19 protein-coding genes are annotated in these 21,502 nt (G+C 37.5%); 15 read left to right on the top strand and 4 right to left on the bottom strand.

The genetic code is table 11. The annotated features are described in order from the left end of the window. The first annotated feature begins 20 nt into the window (after window positions 1-20). From ACVIJU_RS18395 to ACVIJU_RS18345, 11 genes are all read left to right on the top strand, one after another. On the top strand, window positions 21-1,004 hold the full coding sequence (locus ACVIJU_RS18395; RefSeq protein ID WP_063386333.1) for an alpha-ketoacid dehydrogenase subunit beta: 984 nt from the start codon (window positions 21-23) through the stop codon (window positions 1,002-1,004). A gap of 16 nt (window positions 1,005-1,020) precedes the next feature. After that, window positions 1,021-2,352 (top strand): dihydrolipoamide acetyltransferase family protein, encoded by a 1,332-nt coding sequence (locus ACVIJU_RS18390; RefSeq protein ID WP_340807240.1) that lies wholly within the window; start codon window positions 1,021-1,023, stop codon window positions 2,350-2,352. A gap of 14 nt (window positions 2,353-2,366) precedes the next feature. Then, window positions 2,367-3,749: a dihydrolipoyl dehydrogenase gene (gene lpdA / locus ACVIJU_RS18385; RefSeq protein ID WP_456687872.1), complete on the top strand. Its 1,383-nt coding sequence runs from the start codon at window positions 2,367-2,369 to the stop codon at window positions 3,747-3,749. A gap of 230 nt (window positions 3,750-3,979) precedes the next feature. Beyond that, window positions 3,980-4,447, top strand: a complete 468-nt coding sequence (locus ACVIJU_RS18380; RefSeq protein ID WP_144597206.1) for a PTS sugar transporter subunit IIA — start codon at window positions 3,980-3,982, stop codon at window positions 4,445-4,447. A 54-nt stretch (window positions 4,448-4,501) separates the two neighbouring features. Further along, complete coding sequence (locus ACVIJU_RS18375) at window positions 4,502-5,887, top strand: PTS galactitol transporter subunit IIC (RefSeq protein WP_456687871.1); 1,386 nt, start codon at window positions 4,502-4,504, stop codon at window positions 5,885-5,887. Window positions 5,888-5,912: 25 nt separating this feature from the next. After that, window positions 5,913-6,197: a PTS sugar transporter subunit IIB gene (locus tag ACVIJU_RS18370; protein WP_066246917.1), complete on the top strand. Its 285-nt coding sequence runs from the start codon at window positions 5,913-5,915 to the stop codon at window positions 6,195-6,197. Between the two features lie 77 nt (window positions 6,198-6,274). Further along, window positions 6,275-6,703, top strand: a complete 429-nt coding sequence (locus ACVIJU_RS18365; protein WP_133309084.1) for a hypothetical protein — start codon at window positions 6,275-6,277, stop codon at window positions 6,701-6,703. 14 nt (window positions 6,704-6,717) lie between these two features. After that, a complete protein-coding gene (locus ACVIJU_RS18360; protein WP_144597208.1) occupies window positions 6,718-7,743 on the top strand; it encodes a zinc-dependent dehydrogenase in 1,026 nt (341 codons plus the stop codon). A 21-nt stretch (window positions 7,744-7,764) separates the two neighbouring features. After that, window positions 7,765-8,460, top strand: a complete 696-nt coding sequence (locus tag ACVIJU_RS18355) for an SDR family NAD(P)-dependent oxidoreductase (protein ID WP_165381940.1) — start codon at window positions 7,765-7,767, stop codon at window positions 8,458-8,460. After that, window positions 8,457-9,209 (top strand): SDR family NAD(P)-dependent oxidoreductase, encoded by a 753-nt coding sequence (locus tag ACVIJU_RS18350; RefSeq protein ID WP_066246911.1) that lies wholly within the window; start codon window positions 8,457-8,459, stop codon window positions 9,207-9,209. Before ACVIJU_RS18355 ends, ACVIJU_RS18350 begins: the two co-directional genes overlap by 4 nt. A gap of 1,212 nt (window positions 9,210-10,421) precedes the next feature. Beyond that, complete coding sequence (locus ACVIJU_RS18345; protein ID WP_066246910.1) at window positions 10,422-11,369, top strand: sugar-binding transcriptional regulator; 948 nt, start codon at window positions 10,422-10,424, stop codon at window positions 11,367-11,369. A 615-nt stretch (window positions 11,370-11,984) separates the two neighbouring features. Here the strand turns inward: ACVIJU_RS18345 and ACVIJU_RS18340 are convergent. After that, a complete protein-coding gene (locus ACVIJU_RS18340) occupies window positions 11,985-12,677 on the bottom strand; it encodes a response regulator (protein ID WP_257790166.1) in 693 nt (230 codons plus the stop codon). 21 nt (window positions 12,678-12,698) lie between these two features. Beyond that, on the bottom strand, window positions 12,699-14,276 hold the full coding sequence (locus ACVIJU_RS18335; RefSeq protein ID WP_130157762.1) for an ATP-binding protein: 1,578 nt from the start codon (window positions 14,274-14,276) through the stop codon (window positions 12,699-12,701). Window positions 14,277-14,409: 133 nt separating this feature from the next. Here ACVIJU_RS18335 and ACVIJU_RS18330 point away from each other — a divergent pair, with 133 nt between their 5' ends. The 3 genes from ACVIJU_RS18330 to manA all read left to right on the top strand — a co-directional run bounded on the left by ACVIJU_RS18330 (window position 14,410) and on the right by manA (window position 18,593). Further along, entirely contained in the window at window positions 14,410-15,459 is a 1,050-nt protein-coding gene (locus ACVIJU_RS18330) for a DctP family TRAP transporter solute-binding subunit (RefSeq protein ID WP_130157764.1), read from the top strand. Window positions 15,460-16,170: 711 nt separating this feature from the next. Further along, window positions 16,171-17,457: a dicarboxylate/amino acid:cation symporter gene (locus tag ACVIJU_RS18325; protein ID WP_311066839.1), complete on the top strand. Its 1,287-nt coding sequence runs from the start codon at window positions 16,171-16,173 to the stop codon at window positions 17,455-17,457. 185 nt (window positions 17,458-17,642) lie between these two features. Next, complete coding sequence (gene manA / locus ACVIJU_RS18320) at window positions 17,643-18,593, top strand: mannose-6-phosphate isomerase, class I (protein ID WP_066247027.1); 951 nt, start codon at window positions 17,643-17,645, stop codon at window positions 18,591-18,593. 100 nt (window positions 18,594-18,693) lie between these two features. On the opposite strand, the gene ACVIJU_RS18315 is transcribed toward manA, so the two are convergent. Further along, window positions 18,694-19,419, bottom strand: coding sequence for an alpha/beta hydrolase (locus tag ACVIJU_RS18315; protein ID WP_456687955.1), 726 nt, complete (start codon window positions 19,417-19,419; stop codon window positions 18,694-18,696). A gap of 332 nt (window positions 19,420-19,751) precedes the next feature. Between ACVIJU_RS18315 and ACVIJU_RS18310 the strand changes: the two genes are divergently transcribed. After that, window positions 19,752-20,282 carry a competence protein ComK gene (locus tag ACVIJU_RS18310; protein WP_063386322.1) on the top strand — a complete coding sequence of 177 codons (531 nt, stop codon included), beginning with the start codon at window positions 19,752-19,754 and terminating at the stop codon, window positions 20,280-20,282. 100 nt (window positions 20,283-20,382) lie between these two features. On the opposite strand, the gene tagU is transcribed toward ACVIJU_RS18310, so the two are convergent. Next, window positions 20,383-21,333, bottom strand: a complete 951-nt coding sequence (gene tagU / locus ACVIJU_RS18305) for a polyisoprenyl-teichoic acid--peptidoglycan teichoic acid transferase TagU (protein ID WP_063386321.1) — start codon at window positions 21,331-21,333, stop codon at window positions 20,383-20,385. Between the last annotated feature and the right edge of the window lie 169 nt (window positions 21,334-21,502).

The raw sequence follows: 21,502 nt of genomic DNA, 5'->3' as shown, positions 1-21,502 counted from the left end.
ATTTAGGGAGGGGAAAAGCGATGAGAGAGATCACTTATTTAGAAGCAGTTCGAGAAGCAATGAGTCAAGAAATGAGAAAAAATGAAGATGTTTATATATTAGGCGAGGATATCGGGGTTTACGGCGGTGCATTTGGTGTCACGCGGGGGATGATCGAGGAATTTGGTCCGGAACGCGTGAGAAATACGCCAATTTCTGAAGCGGCCATTGCAGGTGCGGCTGTCGGATCAGCGCTGACAGGCATGCGGCCGATTTTGGAGCTTCAATTTTCAGATTTCATCACAATCGCTATGGATCAGCTTGTGAACCAAGCTGCAAAGCTCCGATACATGTTCGGAGGTAAGGGGAAAGTTCCGATGGTTGTAAGAACTCCTGCCGGATCAGGTACAGGCGCAGCTGCCCAGCATTCTCAAAGTTTAGAAGCTTGGATGGCGCACATTCCGGGGCTGAAAGTCGTACAGCCGTCAACAGCTTACGATGCAAAAGGATTATTAAAAGCAGCGATTGACGATGATAATCCAGTTATTTTCTACGAACACAAACTCCTTTACAAAACAAAAAGCCACGTTCCAGAAGAACAATACTCGATTCCATTAGGAAAAGCGGATATTAAACGGGAAGGTAAAGATGTGACGATTGTTGCAACAGCGATTATGGTGCATAAAGCATTAGAAGCGGCAAAAGAGCTTGAAAAAGAAGGAATTGACGTCGAAATTGTCGATCCAAGAACACTTGTCCCGCTGGATGAAGAAACGATCGTCGAATCTGTGAAAAAGACAGGTAGAGTTGTAGTCGTCCATGAAGCTGTAAAACGCGGAGGATATGGCGGTGAAATCGCTAGTGTCATTGCAGAGAGCGAGGCCTTCGATTATCTCGATGCCCCAATCAAACGTCTTGGCGGGCTACCTGTCCCTATTCCTTATAATCCGAATCTAGAAAAAGCAGCTGTCCCGCAAGTACCGGATATTATAAAAGCAGTAAAAGAAACGGTTCAATTTAAATAAAAAGGGGGGAGAACCGATGGCAAAAGAAATTTTTATGCCGAAGCTGAGCAGTACGATGGAAGTCGGCACACTCCTTCAATGGTTTAAAGAAGAAGGAGAATCCGTTGATATCGGCGAACCGTTATTTGAGATAATGACCGATAAAATCAATATTGAAGTTGAGGCATATGACAGAGGAATATTGTTGAAAAAATATTTCCAACCGGATGACCAAATTCCGGTCAATCAAGTGATCGGATATATCGGCGAACCGGGGGAAAAGGTTCCTGACGAGCCGCCGGCTTTATCAGAGGAATCAAACGAACAATCCGGTGAAAAGACTGAACAGTCTGAAACAAACGAAGACGCTGTCGAAGTAAAAAGCAATAAGAATGGTAAAGTACGAGCCACACCTGCCGCAAGACGTTTAGCAAAAGAAGCGCAAGTGGATCTTCGAAACATTGTAGGAAGCGGGCCAAAAGGACGCATACACCTTAAAGATGTGAAGCAATATTTAGAAACAGAAAAGGCACAACCGAAAGCATCGCCGCTAGCAAGAAAAATTGCAGAGCATGAGAATATAGACTTGAAGGCGCTTCAGGGCTCAGGTGCAGGAGGCAAGGTGATGAAACAGGATGTTATCAACGCCATTCAAGCATCAAGTCAGAAAGCTCAGCAGCCTGAAGTCCGGAAGAAACTATCCGGATTGCGGAAAGTGGTTGCCGACAGAATGGTGCAAAGCGCATTTACTGCTCCACATGTTACATTGGCCAGCGATATTGATATGACAAAAGCAATCGAAATGAGAACAGCGCTTCTTCCGGTTGTCGAAAAACAAACTGGATTCCGTTTAACTTATACAGACATTATTATCAAAGCAGTCGGTACAGCTTTATCACGATTCCCTGAAGTGAATGTTCATTTGGAGCATGATGAAATCATTTATAAAAATGAAGTTAATGTTGGAGTGGCAGTTGCGGTAAAAGACGGTTTAATGGTGCCGGTAATTAAACAAGTTGAGCAGAAAGGATTGGCCGCTATTTGTGCAGAAGCAAAAGATTTAAGCAAACGTGCAAGGGAACAAAAACTCCGGCCTGACGAGCTTAAAGGCTCTACCTTTACGATCAGCAATCTCGGCATGTATCCGATAGATGTATTTACACCGATTATTAATCAGCCGGAAATAGCCATTTTAGGTGTTGGTAGAACCCAAGAAAAACCTGTAGTAGTCAACGGGGAAATCGTCATTCGGCCGATGATGACAGCCAGCCTGTCTTTTGATCACCGTGTAATAGATGGAGCACCTGCTGCAGAATTTTTGGCTGAAGTAAAACGCATTCTTGAAAACCCGTATGAAATGATCTTATAAGGAGGGGGCTCAATTTGACAAAATCGTATGATATTGCAGTAATTGGCGGTGGACCAGGAGGCTACATGGCAGCACTTCATGCAGCTCGGTTTGGAAAAAAAGTAATGCTAGTCGAAAAAGATTTTTTAGGCGGCACATGTTTAAATAGAGGCTGCATCCCTTCCAAAACATGGTTGAAAAACGCTGAAATTATTGAGGTAATTGAATTATCAAGAGAATGGGGAATTCAAACGGACAACATCACGATTTCATTAGACAAAATGAAAAAGCGCAAAGACGAAGTCATCTCCCGTCTCAGAAACGGTGTTATGTTTTTGTTAAAGCAAGGAAAAATTGATGTATATGAGGCAGAAGGCTTTGTAGAAGAAGGAAATATTGTAAAAGTAGTTTCGGATAAAAAAGAGGAACGTGTTCAAACAGACAAAATTATTGTGGCAACCGGTTCATCTCCTTCCGTTCCCCCAATAGATGGACTGGACTCTGCGTCTTTTTATACAAGCGATACCATTTTTGATATTGAAAAAATACCAAGCTCCCTAACCATAATTGGCGGCGGAGTCATTGGGGTGGAGTTAGCGACTATTTTTTCCAGTCTAAAAACAAATGTAACGATCATTGAAATGGCCGGACGGATTATTCCAACTGAAGATGCTGACGCCTCCAAAGCGCTTGCTAAATCGCTGCAGAAAAAAGGAGTCCAAATTTTAACAGATGCGAAAGTAACAAGCGTGAAACAAAACGGAGACAAAACCATTGTCGAATGTCTGAATGAAAAAGGCGAATCGGTATCGGTAGAAGGGGAGGCGCTTTTAGTAAGCGTTGGAAGAAAACCTAATTTATCTGCCGTTCAGGCATTAAAGCTAGAACAAAACGGGCCTTTTATTAAAGTGAACGAAAAAATGGAAACGAGCTATCCGAATATTTATGCTGTCGGTGATGTCATAGGAGGATATCTGCTGGCGCATGCGGCATATATGGAAGGAATTGTTGCCGCATCGAACGCAGCAGGCTGTGAACGGAAAATGGATGAAAAAGTTGTTCCCAGGTGCATTTTTACACTTCCAGAAGTAGCTAGTGTTGGCTTGACAGAAGAGGAGGCCGAGCGCAAAGGGCTGCAAGTAAAGGCTGAAAGATTTGATCTTGCCGGAAATGGAAAAGCGCTTGTTTCTGGCGACACATCAGGATTTATAAAAATAGTGTATGATGAAAAATATGGAGAAATAATTGGAGTCACAATGGTTGGCCCTCACGTGACCGAAATGATTTCAGAAGCTTCCTCTTTCATATCCCTGGAAGGCACTGTAGAAGAACTGACCAATATGATCCATCCTCACCCAACCATATCTGAATCGTTTTTTGACGTAGCAAGAAACATTATAGACAAAAGTAAAAAATAATAGCATGATGTAAAAAGGGCTTATTTACAATTGTTATACTAATTAACATTTAGTAAAACAAATTTGTAAATAAGCTCTTATTTTTTCTAATTTAATTAAAAAGTATTGACTCGATAATTCTAACAATTTAAAATATTATTAACAAATGTAATATTAAAGAACTTTTGGAAAGGGGATGAGAATGTTCCAAATGATTGTCTTTCCTTATAAAGAAATAGGGAGATGGTTTTATGGAGAAGTTTGTACATCTAGATGAAGATATCATTTGCTTGGATGTCGACAAGAAAACGAATGAAGATGTAATTACTTATATGTTTGAAAAAATGAAAAAAAAGAATTATGTGAAGGAATCGTTTCTTAAAGCTGTTTTAAGTAGGGAAAAAGTATATTCTACTGGTTTACCTCTTGAAAATATGGGGGTAGCGATTCCACATACGGATCCCGAACATGTTAACATTCCAACTGTTGGTGTTGCAGTTCTTCGTGAACCTGTGACTTTTCAAATGATGGGAAATCCATCTCAATCTGTAGAAGTAGAAATAGTTTTTATACTAGCAATTAAAGATCCTAGTAAGCAGTTAACAATGTTAGAAAAATTGATGGAAATGTTTCAAAATAATGATGAAATGTTTAAATTAAAAAATGCTAGGGAAAAAGCTGAAATATACAAAATATTAGATAATAAATTCAATTTATAATATTTTAAAATGTAAGCGTTTTAAATACCTTATTTATTACAGGGGGTGGGTGAAATGATTAAACAAGCTGTTGATTTTATTCTTGATTTAGGACCATCCATCATGTTGCCTATCATAATGACAATTTTCGGATTGATTTTAAAACAAGGATTTAAAAAATCATTTCGGGCTGCTTTGACAATTGGAATTGGTTTTGTTGGAGTAAACCTTGTCATTACTCTTTTAACTAATTCATTAGGTCCAGCTACAGAGGCAATGGTCAAAAAACTTGGTTTGGAGTTGGGAATTTTAGATGTTGGCTGGCCGATAGGTGCAGCTATTTCATTTGGTACTCCAGTCGCTCCACTTATGATTCCTTTAGTACTAATTTTAAATGTTATTTTATTGTCGATTAATTTTACTAAAACTTTAAATGTTGATATTTGGAACTTTTGGCATTTAATTTTTGCAGCTTCTGTTACTTATTATGCTTATGACAATATGATACTTGCATTGTTTGTAGGTTTAGTGGTTTCTGCGATTACATTAAAACTAGCCGACTGGACAGCACCAGCTGTTGAACACCATTTTGGCTTAAAAGGCGTGTCTTTAGCACACTCGGAAACGGTCAATTTTGCCCCAATCACTTACGCAACAAATAGAATATTGGACAAAATACCGGGAATTAACAAAATTCATGCAGATCCTGAAACTTTAAGTAAAAGATTTGGAATATTTGGGGAACCGTTGATGATGGGGCTAATTTTAGGAATGCTAATTAGTATCCTTGGAGGCTACGATTTAAAGGGAATTTTAACACTTGGCGTACAAATGGCAGCTGTGTTAGTTCTTTTGCCTCGGATGGTATCCCTCCTTATGGAAGGGCTGATCCCTATCTCTGAAGGCGCAAGAGATTACATTAATAAAAAATTTCCTGGAAAAAACGTATATATTGGATTAGATGCTGCTATTGTAATTGGTAATCCAGCAAATATGGCTGTTGCTTTAATTATGGTTCCTATAACGATTCTTTTGGCCGTGATTCTTCCATACAATCAAATGTTACCATTTACAGATTTAGCAGTTCTGCCTTTTACCGTCATTTGGGCTGTAGCAGCAGCTAGAGGAAATATTGTTAGGGGATTAATTAATGCTATCATTACGATCATGATTGTTCTTTTTATAGCAACGAATTTAGCGGAATTGGCAACAACAATGGGAAGAGCAGTAGGTTTTGATTTTCCTGAGGGAGCTTCGTTGATTTCTGGTATTGATTTAGGATCTCATGTTGTTCCTTGGATCATCGTTCGTTTACTGGACCCAACAAATCCTTATTTTATTGCTGCAATTATATGCGCAGTACTATATGGGTTGATTTGGTATTGGGTGAAAAATGATATCAAAAAGCAATTCGCAAAGGAAATGGGAATCTTGGAAGAGAATAATAAAAATATAGAATAGCAAAAAATATGAGGGAGGAATAAATTTGGCACAGAAAAAAATTTTAGTATGTTGCGGAACAGCTGTTGCCACTTCTACTGTAGTTGCCAAAAAGATTGAAGAAGTTTTAAAAAATAAAGGATTCAATGTAGCTGTTGAACAATGCAAGGCTGCAGAAGTGCCTGTAAAAGCTGAAAATGCTGATGTAATCGTTACGACAACACCAGTAAGTAATGTTGGGGATGTGCCAGTTATTCAGACTGTCTCTTTTTTAACGGGTGTTGGGATTGATGATGATATTAACAAAATTATTGAATATTTAAACAAGTAACATGTATCAGGAAAAAGAGTTAGATTTCAAATTCCTTAAAAAAGAAATCTAACTCTTCTTTCAATTCGGAGGTTGTTATGAAAAAGTATAGGTATAGTAAATGGATGGTTTGCAGTAAAAATTTTGTTCCTTTGATTTTAATGGTTGGTTTGTTTGGTTATGGGATATATGGCTATCTTATTGATGAACATAATGAATTATATAAACTATTAATCGTTGTTATGCCTTTTTTAATATTATCCTCCGTTATTGGTTTACAATTTCCTTCTTCTATCACGGTAACGAAAGAAGGAATTTTATTTGAAGGATTTGGCAGACAGCATAAATATGATTGGAGTGAAGTTAAAAATGAAATGAAAATAAAAAAATATGATTTTGCTGGCCAAATATACATTCGCATAGGTAACCCGCGAATATTTGGCGGAAGATATTGGATTTCATATAAAATGGACGGTTACTCTGAATTATTAAGTGAATTAATAAATAGAGGTGCTCGCGTACTTTAGTGGAGGAGATCAATATGAAAGCTGCTGTCTTTTATGATAGGGAGGATATAAGGTATGAAGAAAGACCAATTCCTCAAATAGGTGAAAATGAAATTCTATTAAAAATGAAGATATGTGGTGTATGTGGAACTGATATTCATAAAGTAGTCGATAGAACTGTACCGCCTAATACAGTATTAGGGCATGAAGTAGCAGGGGAAATTGTACAAGTTGGTAAAAATGTTACACAATTTGAAGAAGGAGATCGTGTTTTTGTTGCCCATCATGTACCATGCTTCACCTGTCATTATTGTAATAGAGGAAATTACAGTTTATGTACTCAGTTTAAAGCAACAAATCTAGATCCTGGTGGTTTTTCAGAATATATTCGAGTCTCTGCTGTTCATGTAAAACATACAATGGGAAAATTGCCATCTGCTATGAGCTTTGAAACAGGAGCTTTTGTAGAACCAGTTGCTTGTTGTTTGCATGGATTTGAGTCCATTGCATTAAATCCTGGAGATACAGTTTTTATAATGGGGGCAGGTCAAATAGGGTGCATTCAAATTCAATTGGCAAAATATTTCTTAGCTGACAGAGTAATCGTAAGTGATATTAACCCATTTCGGTTAAACAAATCATTAGAATTTGGTGCGGACTATATCATAAATAGCAAGAATGAACATGTGAGGGACAGAATAATGGAAATAACAGATGGCCAAGGGGCAGATGTAGTTATTATTTCAGCTGGTGTTAATCATCTGTTGACGGAAGCAATGGAATGTGTAGGCAAAGGTGGGACAATATTAGTATTTGCTCCGTTTAAGAGGGACCTTGTCCCATTACGGGCGGATAGGTTTTTTCAAGACGAAATTAAACTTGTTGGCTCCTATTCATCCAATCCATATAATTACGATAAAGCATTACAACTACTTAAGATGGGTGTTGTAGAAGCGGATAAGATGATCACACATCGTTTCCATTTATCACAGCTGAATGAAGCCATTCAATGTGCACACAGTACTAAAGAGAATGTCCTAAAAGTATTGATTAAATCGTAATAAATGGTGGTGAAAAATCCTTTGGAAATAAAGTTAAAAAATAAAGTTGCGATCGTGGTTGGAAGTAATTTTATTTTTGGGAAAGAGATATGTTTAGCACTTGCTTTATCTGGCGCTGAGGTATGGATTCATCATTTTAACGAGGAGGACAAAATTGAGCAAATTTCTAAAGAAATCTCCTCACTCGGCGGAACAGCAAAGGTCATCTCAGGCGACTTAAGGAAACTAGAAGAGGTTCAAAAAGTTATTTCAAAAATTGCAAAGAATAGTGGAAAAATTGACATTTTAATCAATAATATTCATGTTTTGTCAAAAGAAACAATTGAGGATTTAGATCCTAATGATTGGATTGAAACGTTGGAGTTCAACCTTGATATTCCGTTCTTATGCAGCAAGGAAGTGATTCCACACATGCTAAGAATTGGGGAGGGAAACATTATTAACATTTCAGCAACTGCGGCAGTCACCGGTGAAATCGGCCCCCATTATGCAGCGTCGAAAAGCGCATTAAATTCAATGACTAAAGGATTGTCTAGGGAATTCCGTGAATTTGGAATACGTGTAAATAGCATTTCTCCTGATATCGTTCAAACATCAACATCATTGTCTTCTCTCAGTAAAGCAGTTGCAAACACAGTTTTGTTTTTATGCTCTCCATATGCAACACATTTAAAAGGCGAAATAATTTTCCTTGGAGAGGAGGAAAATATTCATTGAATAGAGAGAATGTATTGGTAATTGGAGGAGCGGCGGGCATTGGAAAACAGATTGTTTTAGACTTTGCCGGGAGGGGAAAAAAAGTAGCAGTAGCTGATATTAATAAAAAAGCACTTGATCAACTAATCAATGAAAGCGGAAGACCAAATGACATTTTTAGTTTCGAAGTAGATGTATCGAACTGGGAAAGCGTTCAAAATATGATGACAAAAGTTAAAGAAACTTTAAATTCGATTGATATTTTTGTTTATTCTGCAGGGATTACGAAACAAGTTTCTTTTTTGAATATTGATTGGGCATCGTGGAAAAAAACAATAGCTGTAAATTTACATGGACTTTTTTTCAGTACAAAAGCAGTGTTGCCATTAATGAAAAATAAAAATGGGGGTAGTATTATAATCATTGGATCTGGTTCTGCCATAACCGGTTCAGGCGGAGGTATCCATTATGCTGCTTCAAAAGGTGGTGCTTTTGGATTTATGAGATCTTTAGTAGGAGAGCTAGGTAAAGAAGGAATTAACATAAATGTGATTGCTCCTCGTGTAATTGAATCGGACATGCTTGACCGCTTGTATCCTTCAGAGGGATCCAAAAATACTCTAAAAAAAGAAATTCCGATAGGCAGACTAGGTAAACCTTCTGATATTTCAAATCTCACTAATTTTTTGTCTAATGAAGAATCAGCATATATTCATGGACAAATCATTATTGCAGATGGCGGGAGAACATTTAGACCAAAAAGCGGTTAAGTTCACTTGATTAGTTTTGAACTTGATCATCTATTTCTTGAGCTTTACAAGAACCATTTTTTCATCTTAAAAATAATGGTCAATATTGTATTGGGGCAACTTTATGTTCAAAAAACAATAGCTATATGTGTTTTTCGTTCATAATTGTTTTTGCTCACATAAAATTGAGCCACTTCGCTCATGAAAACGTGAACCACTCCATTTCCATCGAAAAACACCATCTTGATATGGAGTGAGAGGCATGATAGGCTTGTTGCCTATCGAAACACTTTGATGTGTCGCGTTTCGAGTGAAATCATGCCTCTGGAGGCTCCATGTCAAGACACTCCAGATTTACCATTTGCCAATTTCGAAGTGACTCACAAGTATGTAATCGGAGTGGCTCAAAATTCAATTATCAAATACAATAATAAAAAAGATTAATAAGAATTTATATGGAAACAAGGGGAATGATAGTTAAATAGTCTAGATGGTCCCAGTTCACCTTCGTTAAATTGTTGTTAAAACATGGCGGATTCTTTTTTGTGTTTGACCTTTTTGATTAAAGAAATTGAATAAAGGAAAAGTCCTTTGTTTATTTCAATATAAAAGTGTGGAGAGGAATAAAGTGCTTATGCAGTGATATACACTGGGCTTTACATGGAGGAAGGCAATAAAAGTTTAACTGTTTTAACTGGTGATTGTTGGAAGAATTAAGCTGCAGCGGCTCCATGTCAAGCCTTTTATAACTGAATCGTTGAGTTATATTATTGCAAATTTTTAATGTTGACTCCACACTCTGCTTTTTTTCTTGCAGAAATAGTCCTTCTCAGCTCTGGCAACAACTTTCACCATTCCCCATTTTAGATCTTTCGTATGCTTTTCATTTAGGCTATCTAACTCAAGTGTAGAAACTTAAGGCCGTTAGTTTCTTAACGTGTTTGATGAATCAAATTGAACAACTCAGAAAATTCTTGCTTATTCATTTTACTTATTAGTTCATTTGTTGTGTTTTTTGTGTTATCCTTATCCATGGGAATTATCCTTATAATTAGAAATTCTAATTATAAGGATTTTTTATACTGATTAAAGACCATGTATTTTCCATATATTTAAAAATATTACAAAATTTTTTGAATATAACAACTTGAGGAATAAGATTAATTTAAGTCAAAGGTTAGTTAATATAAGTTATTTTTAACAATGCTGATGGTTAAATAAAGAGGTGAAGAAATGTTAACGTGGGAAGAAAGGAGACAACTTGTCAAGATAGCGACTTTATATTACACAGAAGGATGGACACAAGAGCAAATTGCCAAAAAGATTGGCGTGTCTAGACCGATTGTTTCGAAAATGATACAAAAGGCAAAAGAAGCAGGAATTATTGAAATATATATAAAAGATGAGAGTATCCATACAGTTGAATTGGAACAGAAGCTGGAAAAATATTTTAATTTAAAGGATGCAGTTGTTGTTCCTTCTGTAGGTTTAACTCCTGATTTGGTAAAGAGTGCAGTAGGACGAGCAGGTGCTTATTATCTTTCTAAAAATTTAAAAAACGTAAAACGTCTCGGAATTTCCTGGGGAACTACACTTGCCGAACTTGTAAAGGAATTTCCATATGTACGTAATGAAGATATACATATAGTTCCGCTCGAAGGTGGTATGGGAAGAAAATACGTTGAAATTCATGCAAATCAACTGGCATATGAACTGGCAAAAAAGTTAAATTGTACATGCTCTTATTTATACGCTCCTGCGATTGTAGAGACAGAAGAATTAAAAGAAAGATTATTAGCAATGCAGGATATAGAAGCAGTGCTTGAAGAAGGACGAAATGTCGATATAGCAGTCATCGGAATTGGTAACCCGCATAGGTCATCTACATTGCGGAAGTTAGGTTATTTGAGTGATGAAGATTTAAATTATTTACGCAAGCTCGGTGTAGTCGGAGATATCGGATTTCGTTTTTTTGATGATTTTGGAAATGTTATTATCGACTCTTTTACGAACAAAGTAATTGGCGTTACTTTAACAGAACTGAAAAAAATTAATCAAGTAATTGCTGTTGTTGAAGGGATACACAAACTTGAAAGTATAAAAGCTGCATTAAACGGTGGATTTATAAATGTTTTAATTATCGATGAACAGACTGCTGCAGCAATTGTTGAAAACTGGTAATACCCTGTTAATTCAATCCCATGGGCCGATTTATAGAAAAATTAAATAAAAATACTATGCTCCAACTCTCAAATCATTAAGTTTTGAAGTTGGAGTTTTTTTTGATTTTGCTGAAATATTTTGCCGATTTAAAACGTCGACGCTTACTTAAAAAAATCACGCGTCTTTGTTTAGCATGGGGCATTTTGTAACGGATCATTACAAGGCAGTTATTCCACTAAAAAAGTGGGGTAAAAAATTTAAAAGCAAAGTTGAAAATGGTAATGGCAAAGGAACAGATAAAGAGCGGACAATAGGTTGAAGGAAAGCAAGGGAGGAGGAGCAAAAGTTGAAAATTCAACGCATTGAAAGGCAAAGTCGGCGGAAAATTCTGAACTTGTTTCTAGAATAATCGTTGTTATTGAGAACTCATAATGTGGGTTCGAAAGCCTTTCTGTGTCCCGATTGAAAAAGCAAAATGTCCGATAAGAGAAAATTGACACCATTAGTATTCAACGTGCAATGACTGTTCCCCTGATAAAGCCAACATAGCATTTATTTGTCCTAGCAATATAAAAATGAGAAAAGTGGTCCAGCTCAATGATTTTTTCGTTTGTTTTTCACCTCTAGCCAAGCTTAATCAGAATGAAACATATATCGATTGACAGGTCTTCCGATGCTGCCATACTGAACATGGATTGAGACTTTTTTGATTTTCGCCAGGTAGTCTAAATATCTTCGTGCAGTAACGCGTGCAATACCGATTCCTTCCGCAACTTCTTCAGCGGAAATCGGTTCTTTTTGATTTTGGAGGAAACGGATGATCTTATCAAGTGTTACTTGGTTCAACCCTTTAGGCAGGTCTGGATCCTCTGGCTTGTTCTTGAATTTATTGTTTAACAACATAGTGTCTACATCTTTTTGCGTTAATTTTTCTTTTTCCTTCAGCTGGCTATGATAAAGCAAATAGTTTTTTAATGATTGTTGGAGCCGTTCAAATTTAAACGGTTTCATAATGTAGTCAAAAGCGCCGTTTTGCAGGACACGGCGAACAGTTTCCATATCTCTCGCAGCGGTAATCGCAATGACATCTACGGAATGACCCTCTGACCGGATTTGCTTAAGCGTTTCTAATCCATCCTGATTAGGCATGTAAATATCTATAATAACTAGTTCAGGTTTCAATTCTCGAACAAGCTCTATGCCTTCTTTTCCGTTCCCTGCGATTCCAATCACAGTAAAGCCGTCGACTTTTTGGATAAATTGTTTATTCACCTCTTGAACCATGGGATCATCTTCAATCAACAATACACTAATTTTTTTGTTCAAATTTTTTGCCCCCTTTGTTTTTTACATATCAAATGTGATGATAAATGTAGTTCCCATACCTTTTTGCGACTCAACATGAATGTGACCGTTTGCTCGGTCAACAATTTGTTTGACCAGATATAAGCCTATTCCATGATTTTGCTTGTTTTTTGTGGAAAAACCCTTTTCAAAAATGTTCGGTAATACAGAATCGTCTATGCCAGGACCGTTATCTTCAACTAATATCGTGCAAATTTCTTTATTTTGATCGATGCTGACGAATATTTCTTTGTCAGGATCAGTCGACTCTTGAAAGGCATCAAAAGCATTTTCAATTAAATTCCCAATGATGATCACCAGGTCGTTATGATCGATATTTTTTGGAAATCGCTCCAAATGGCTGTTTCTGTCAATGACTACTTTAATTCCGAGCTCTTTGCCCCGGCTGATTTTGCTGAGTAAAAGGCCCGATATGCTTTCATCTTTAATATGTTCAGTTAAAAAGTTTGTCAGCTCTTCTTGCTCTTCCGTTATTTTGAATACATATTCTAACGCTTTTTCTTTATGTCCAAGCTGAATGAGACCTGCTATCGTGTGCAATTTGTTCATATGTTCATGATTTTGAACACGAAGCGCGTGGACAAAAGCTTTCACTCCGGTTAATTCTTCCGCAAGCTTTTTGATTTCAGTTCGATCCTGGAAAATGGCGACAGCTCCGACCGTTTCGTTATTCACTCTGATCGGGATGCGATTGCTTAAAATGCTTAGATTCCTTACCTGCAATTCTTTGTTATAAATAGGACGGTCAATTACTAATATTTCCGGGAGTCGGGTGTCGGAAATAACGTCGCGAATCGGCTTTCCGATCACATCTCCTTCAATGCCCATCATTTGTTTGGCACGGTCATTAAAAATAGTTATACGTTCATTTTTATCAATGGCAATGACTCCTTCGTGCATAGCATTAAATGTTTCAGTTCGTTCAACTAGCATTTTAGCTATTTCAAAAGGCTCCAAGTGAAACATCTGCTTTTTTATATGTCTTGCCAGGAGCCAGGCCCCCAAACCGCCTAATAGTAAGACAAGAAAAGAAATCGAAAAAATTTGCGATTTTAAATTTGCAAGCAGCTCATATAAGCTTGGAAGCTTATAGGCTGCGATGACGACTCCAACTTGTTTATGTTCTTTATTCATGACAGGTACAAAGGCGCGGATAACAGTGCCGATTTCTCCATTTGCTTTTGACGTATATGTGTGTTCGGCAAAGGCAGGACCTTCATCTTCTCCTTCCGATTTTGTTCCGATTAACGATTTGACCGGATGGGAAAGGCGGGTACGATCCATATCGAGCACAACAATATATTCTGTTCCGTTAATGATTTGAAGACGTTCAATCATCGAAGGAATCAGCTGGCGATCTTTCAAGCTTCCATTGAGCCCGTTTCTGACTTCAGGCAGCGCCGCAACCGTCCTCGCAGCTAATATAGATTGCTGTTTAAGCTCTTCTTCTTTTTGGTTTAAATATTCGTTTACAATAAATAATCCTCCGAAAAAAAGCGATAAAAAGACAATAATAAAAATTAAACCTGTTATTTTCCATATGATTGGTAATCGCTTCATAAGGCAACCTCTTTTAGCTAAACGTTCATACTTGCTTTATTTTATCACAGATTTGCTTTCCTTTACTTTAGAGAAAGAGCATGCTTGGTATAATTTATGTTAAAATGATCAAAAACAAATGGTGTGATGAATCATGAAGAAAAAAATCGTGAGGTATTTGGCTATAGTATGTGCCGGGTTAGCCTTTGCGTTATTTTCCTATAATATCATTATACAATCTCAAAATGATCCACCGGTTTACGATGATGAGCAAGAGGGGCTAAAAGAGCAAATTAAAATCTATTTCAGCCATGTAGTGGCGGAGGATACGCCAAAAGGCTTGGCTGCACAAAGGTTTGCAGATTTGGTCGAGGAAAAGACGAAGGGCCGAGTAAAAGTGATTGTGTTTCCAAACGGTTCATTATATTCAGATAAAGATGAAATAGAAGCTTTAAGAAAAGGCAAAGTGCAAATGATTGCTCCTTCCTATTCAAACGTGGCAGAATTGGTTCCGGAATGGGAAGTGTTAGATTTACCGTTTATTTTTCAAAACGATGATAATGTTGAAAGGGTTTTAACAGGAAAAATTGGCGAAGAGCTGCTCAGTATGTTAGAACCGAAAGGATTTAAAGGACTGGCTTTTTGGGGAAATGGATTCAAACAAATGGTAAATAGTCAAATGTTTATGAAGAATCCGGATGATTTCAAAGACCAAAGATTTCGGATCATGCCTAATAAAGTCATAAAAAAACAATTTAACATGTTAGGAGCGGAACCGATTGCCCTCTCATTTGATCAAGTTTATGAATCATTAGAAGAGGAAGCGTTTGACGGACAAGAAAACACAATTTCGAATATTTATTCAAAAAGATTTTATCAATTTCATCCGTATGTAACAATTAGCAATCACGGTTATTTAGGATATGTCGTAATGGTCAATGAAACATTTTGGAATCAGCTACCTAAAGACGTTCAAAAACAAATTATGGAAGCAATAGAAGAAACGACAGCTTGGAATATGAAGCAATCAAAACAGCAAAATATAAGACAGCTTGAAGAAATGAGGCAAAATCCAAATATACATATTCATACGTTAACGGAAAAAGAGCGAAAGAAATGGCAGGAACGATTTGTGCCGCTTTACCAAGAATATGAAGCGAAATATGGAAAGCTATTAGAAGAAATAAGAAATGCAGCAAGCTGAACTAGCCATTGTTTCAGCAAAAAATGGACTGTCCGCGAGGCGGCAGTCTTTTTTTATGGAATTTGAGAGAAAAAATTTGTTCAGTGAGGTGTTATATTCGCCGCTCTCAACCATTTTTACGCATGATACACCACAAGAAATAGTCCAACGAGCATTCGGTGGAAAGATGTAAGATAAAGTACATGGACATCACAGCGGCTGAACTTTCTTTACAGGAATGGCTGAAATAAAACCTTTCAGCTTATCGGCAGTAACTATTTGAAACGAATGAATGATTCTAAGAAACTCGATCTCATGGTTTATCGCCCGTTGTGTTTTGATTTTTTTGGGGTTACAAATGGACAATCGGTTATGAAAATGGTCATCGTTGGAGTTACGACTGAAGCATGAGAGTCGTTGGGCAGTAGTTAACCAGCTCTGTTAAGGAAGGAGAACAAGCCGTTTACGTTTCTTTGGAGTGACAAGCTCGTTAGACTTTAAGCGGGAGTAGTTGAAAAGCAAAAATGAATCTATTAAGAGTTTCTGCTTCTGTTTCCCAGAATGACTAGGGAGGTGCTGATCCTTTCTCATTTTTGGCCATTCAAATTAATTTTGAGACCAAAAAGAACAAAAAGATTAATAAAACCATAATATTAAAACTTTTTGAACATTCTATTAACATAAATGTACGGATGTTTGAAAACGTTATCAAAGGGGAAAGGAGAGAGATAGATGCGAATAAACTTTAAAAACCTGACTGTACAAGTTATTATCGGTATCATTTTAGGGATTACAGTTGGATTTTTATTCCCTGAGTTCGGGGCGAAATTAAAGATTTTGGCAGATATTTTTATTAAACTAGTGAAAATGGTGATTGCACCAATTGTATTTTTCACCGTTGTCATCGGCATCGGATCGATGGGTGATCTGAAAAAAGTAGGCAGGATCGGCGGGAAAGCTCTGATCTATTTTGAAATTGTTACGACGATTGCTCTTGCTATCGGGATCTTTGTCGTAAACATTATGAAGCCAGGTGAGGGCTTTAACACCGATAGTGTGCAAGGAAGCGATATTTCTCAATATACGAAACAAGCAGAGGAAACAAGTCATGGTGCTTTAGACTTTATCATGAGCATTGTGCCAGAAAATGCAGTGGGAGCGCTCGCAAACGGAGAACTCTTGCCGATTTTATTCTTCGCAGTCCTTTTCGGATTAGCAGCGGCAAGACTAGGGGAAAAAGCAAAACCTGTTATGAATTTGTTTGAACAATTGACAAATATCTTTTTTGGCATCGTAAATATGGTTATGAAAATTTCACCGATTGCAGCTTTTGGTGCAATGGCCTATACAATCGGAAATTTCGGTCTGGGATCGCTTGTGTCTTTAGGAAAATTAATGGCCTCTGTCTACATGACGATGTTCTTATTTATCGTGATCGTGTTGGGACTGATCACAAAATTTTACGGGTTCAGCATTTTAAAATTTATCGCATATATAAAGGAAGAAATATTGCTTGTGTTAGGAACTTCCTCCTCTGAATCCGCATTGCCAAAATTGATGGAAAAGCTTGAGAAGTACGGATGTTCTAAGTCTGTTGTTGGTCTTGTTGTTCCGACTGGGTATTCTTTTAATCTTGATGGAACGTCGATTTATTTGTCAATGGCGGCTATCTTTATTGCACAGGCATATGGGATCGATTTAACCATTTGGCAAGAACTGACTCTACTTGGAATTTTAATGCTGACTTCAAAGGGCGCTGCTGGTGTGACTGGATCCGGATTTATTACATTAGCCGCTACTTTGGCTGCATTTCCAATGGTTCCGGTTGAAGGAATTGCACTTCTCATCGGTGTTGACCGATTTATGTCAGAAGCCCGTGCGATTACGAATTTAATTGGAAACGGTGTCGCAACAGTTGTTGTGTCAAAAATGGAAGGAGAGTTTCATCCGGAAAAAGCTTCTCAAGAAGAGCAGATTTCCAGTCAGGCGACTGGCACTGTATATGCTAACGAACAGTGATTCGAAAATTTGATAACAAATCAAAAAGAAAAGGATGTTGATAGAATTCGGCATCCTTTTCTGTTTTGATATTGAAGGTTTCTCTTCAGCGAGCTCTGTATAAAAAATGAAAAAAGGTGAAAAAATTTCAAGAACTGCTTAATATAAATAATGGGGAAATTATTGCAGAAAGGGAGTGGAACAAGGTGGTGCAGTCTCCAATTTTTTTAAAGCCTGTTTTTAAAGATCGAATTTGGGGTGGAACAAACCTTCGCACTCATTTTCATTACAAAATTCCAACGGAGACAACAGGAGAATGCTGGGCGATTTCTGCCCATCCGCATGGTCAAAGCATTGTAGCAGAAGGAAAGTTTAAAGGAAAAACATTGGGTGAATTATGGGACAACCATCGAGAATTGTTCGGCGGAATAAAAGGGGATCGATTTCCTCTCTTAACGAAAATTCTTGATGCAAACAACGATTTGTCCGTGCAAGTGCATCCAGATGATGAATATGCAAAAAAGCACGAAAATGGTGAATTAGGAAAAACGGAGTGCTGGTATATCATTGACTGCTCAGAAAATGCGGAAATCATTTACGGTCATCATGCCAAAACGAAAGAAGAGCTCGTATCCATGATTCAAAGCGGAAAATGGGATCAATTGCTGAGAAGAGTAAAAATAAAACCGGGCGACTTCTTTTATGTTCCGAGCGGCACCATCCACGCCATCTGCAAAGGAACGCTCATCCTTGAAACGCAGCAAAGTTCTGATACGACTTACAGAGTGTATGATTACGACCGTGTAGATGCAAACGGAAATAAAAGAGAATTGCATTTGAAACAAGCGATAGAGGTGGCGACTGTTCCTCATAAAGATTACACGATTGAACGTTCTGTGGAAGTAAAGGAAGGAGCAACGATTACCACATTTATCAAAAACGAATTTTTTTCAGTTTACAAATGGGAGATTGACGGCGAAGGGAAGTTTGTTCAAAATCATCCGTTCCTTCTTGCAAGCGTGATTGAGGGAGACGGGGAGCTTACTCATGATGGCCGTTCATACACACTAAAAAAAGGGGCTCATTTTATTTTGCCGAACCAAACAGGCGATTTCGCAATAAAAGGAAAATGTGTTCTCATTGTATCTCATGTATAAAACATTTATCCCGACTCTTCTTTCTCCTTTTAAAGGAGGGAGAAGAATCGGGGTTTTTATTGAAAAAAGGTCATTCGGTTGAAGAAATACTTTCCCCAACTCAATTGTACCCCCATAGAAATTCGCCGATATACTTGTCCACTTTCGGATGCTCATGAAGACCGCTGTGTGTGGCAAGTTTATCTTTAACAATGATTTCATGATAATTTTCTAACGGAACAATATTTCTAGCGCTGAGAGCGCTCTGGATGGAGACAACTCCATCACTGTCTTTATACTCGGGATTGATCCCTGCGATATTGAGAACTTTCGTTTTTTTAGAAAATTGATCCCGGTTGTTCAATATTTCTAGTAAAGCATGAGAATCTGGCTTTAAATCAATGATTGCTTTACCTGTATTCAGCTTATGGTAAGATTCCTGTTCTATTCCTTGAAACGGGCTGCCTATGACCACCATTTTGCGGACAATCGGGTAATCCTTCAAGTTGTTCGTGTCCTCGATATATTTTGTCGAAACGAGTCCTCCCATCGAATGAGCCACAATGTATAGCTCGTCTACCGAATAGTTTTCTTTTAATAAGCGCATTGCCTTTTTCAGAGAATTTGCCGTTTCCTCAATACTTGTGCGGTTTTCCTCAAAAACAATTTGTATAAAAGGATTTTTTAAGTTTTGTGGGATTGTTCCGGAAATATGGACAATGCCCATGCGGTCAACTCGAATGACCATTGATTTTGTTCCCCAGCGGTAATCATATTCAAAACGATACAGCATATGTTGGAACGAGCGCATTGTTCCTTTATAGCCATGGACAAAGATGGTCGGAATTTGAGGTTCAATGCTTGCAAAAGAGTCGTTTGAATCGACATGCTTCGAGCGCCACGTAATAAAAAAAAACGCTTAAAAGAAAAAACGTAAATAAAAAAATAGATGCCATTCGCCCCATCGTCGATTTTTTTCTCACGATAAGTTCACCTCGTAATGATAATATTATACTAATTTTTTGGTTTTATCATGGAATTTTTTTCTTTTTTTACAAAAAAGTTTAGAAATTTACCAAATTTTCTTGAAATTCGTGTATAATATACATCGAAAGAACTAGTAAAAAAGTCTAATGTCATGCAAGGATTGTCAAATAGTGAAGAAAAAGGGGTGAAAGAGTGGAGCAGGTCAAAAATTATATTTTAACTTGTGACACGCTAGCATTGCTTCCTTATTTTAATAAGTATGGAGAATGTTGGACAATTGTTATTGAGAAGTATGAAAAGTATCTTGTGAAAGAGAGGCCGAAAGACCTTTTGGCAGAGAGCTGCAGCTATTACGGTGTGTCTCTTAAAGGCATCATAGACGCAGCTAAGAAAATTCTGCCGCACCAACGTATGCTTCCTGTATGCATTCCTGTCCTCGATCTTTGTTTTTTCCCTACTAAATCAATGGAGCATTTAGACTGCCAATGGATTGCGCATTCGGCTATTCGACATGTCGTTTCAAAAGGAAAGCATTCAACAATCGTTTTAATCAATCATGAGAAAGTAGTAGTGGAGAAGCATATGAGTATCATTTACAACAAAATGAAAAGTGCGTCTCATATCAATGATACATATAAGAGAAGGATCAATGAGGGGAAGGAATACCATTCCTTTATTTTATATGAGAAGCCATCTTGTTATGATTGTAAACGAAAATCATAATGCTGCTAAATTATTCTAGGCTTGCGGGGATTTTTTATTATAGGGAATGGCGGCAGTTCTTATAAAAATGCGATCGAATGGTGAACTGCCGCACTATTTTTTATTTTTCAGCGGTTTCCTTCTTTAATTCCAAATGTTTTTTCAGCTCGTTGGAAAGGGAAAGACGTTCATCTTCAGGCACAATATAGTAGTAAATGCCGTTAATTTTTTTTCCGCTCCCTTTTATTTGATGCTGAATGACATTTTTTCGGGCATCTTTGTAATTTTCTTGAATTGCCCACATTTCATCAAATGTAAGATTTGTTTTTACATTGTTTTCAATGACTTTAAACATTTCTCCAAATTTTGTAATGGATGTAATGCTTGCTCCTTTTTCAATAACCGCCTCAATAATTTGCCGCTGCCTTTCCTGGCGGCCGAAATCGCCCCTTGGATCATCATATCGCATTCTTGAATACGCAAGAGCTTTTTTGCCATCCAAGTGAATGGTTCCTTTTTCAAAATGGTAGCCCTCGTAAGTGAAATCTAAATCATTTTCAACCGTCACACCGCCGACTGCATCGACAATATCGCGAAAGCTTTCCATATTCACTTTGACAAAATAATCAACCGGCACATCTAAGAAATTTTCAACCGTTTTAATAGCCATTTCTGTTCCGCCGAAAGCGTAGGCGTGGTTAATTTTGTCTTGAATGCCTTTTCCGACAATTTCTGTTCTTGTATCGCGGGGAATGCTGACCATTTCCATTGACTGTTCTTTTGGATTGACTGTCATCAAAATGAGCGAATCAGACCGTCCTCGGTCTCCTTTTCTTTCATCAACACCCATCAGCAATATGGAAATAGGATCGCGATTTTTAAAGTTGACTTTCTGATCGCGTTTGTCTGATTTATCCCGCCCGATGTTTTCTTGAATGTTGGCAATGGTCGATTGTGCTTTGTTCCAAATGTAAAAGGCATAGGATCCCGTGGCAATAATGAAAACTCCAATGACTGATAACAAAATCCAGAGCCATTTCTTTCTCTTTTTTCTCTGTCTATCTGATCTCATAATTTCATCCCTCATTACTAAATTTATCTAATCTGATTATAAGTTTCCAATTCTATTAAGACAATATATTTGTGAGGAAAATATTTTCGTATACACTTGTCAGCACCGCTTGAAAAAATGAATTGACAGCATGGAACGGCAGGGCATTTTCCGCTATAATAAAGTGAGA

It is taken from the genome of Aeribacillus sp. SP014 (assembly GCF_054055575.1).
This window is presented reverse-complemented; position numbering and strand designations above follow the sequence as displayed.